The 722-nt window shown below is 37.5% G+C and carries 2 protein-coding genes; both read left to right on the top strand.

Annotated features, from left to right (window positions below):
* Positions 1–274: hypothetical protein (locus MOY_RS17295; RefSeq protein ID WP_009101874.1), on the top strand; the 274-nt coding region annotated here is incomplete at its 5' end.
* Positions 275–391: 117 nt separating this feature from the next.
* Entirely contained in the window at positions 392–571 is a 180-nt protein-coding gene (locus MOY_RS16010) for a hypothetical protein (protein ID WP_009101872.1), read from the top strand.
* Positions 572–722: the final 151 nt, after the last annotated feature.

Genomic DNA, 722 nt, shown 5'->3' with positions numbered 1-722 from the left:
TATCATAGATGATGGTATTGAAGAGTGTAAGGATAAAGAAATAGCGTTGAAAGATGCACACCTAGTAGATGCTGCATTAGAGGTTGATAAAATAATTGCATCAAATGACAACAGAGCAAGGAATGTCTTTTGTAAATTTTCCCGTATCAATCGGGAGATTTGTGCAGTTTCATGGTTTAACGCTGTATCGGATTCGGAATTTATTATCGGTACAGTAATGGTTGGCGGTTTCATTCCAAATAATTATTCTCTCCGAGAAGAAAATATTGCCTAACAAACCACTACACTCGGAAATTTTACTCGCTCCGCTCGCAAAATTCCGGTGAGTGGAGCGTTAGGCATCAAATATGATCCGTCGAAATTTACTAAATAAAATCACTAAGTAGAACTCATGGCAAAACTGAACGAAAAAAAGACAGAAGCGTTAGTAAAGAAACAGTTAGAGAAACTTGGTTACTTTGACGATGATGATGTCATCGTAGAAGAACAAGCCTCTGATAACCCTGTTATTGAAAAGCTCCTAAAAGTGCTTCGAAGTCAGGCTTTGGGGATGGACGACCAGAATTTATAATCCAGTCAAAAAAAGACCGTGAGTTCATAATCGTTATCGAATGCAAAGCTGATATCAAAAAGCACCAATCAAAGACGTATGATAGAGCCAATGATTATGCAGTTGATGGGGTATTGCATTATGCGAATTTTCTTTGCAGATCATTCAATGT

The sequence above is a fragment of the Halomonas sp. GFAJ-1 genome, assembly GCF_000236625.2.
In the GTDB taxonomy this organism is placed as follows: domain Bacteria; phylum Pseudomonadota; class Gammaproteobacteria; order Pseudomonadales; family Halomonadaceae; genus Vreelandella.
This window is presented reverse-complemented; position numbering and strand designations above follow the sequence as displayed.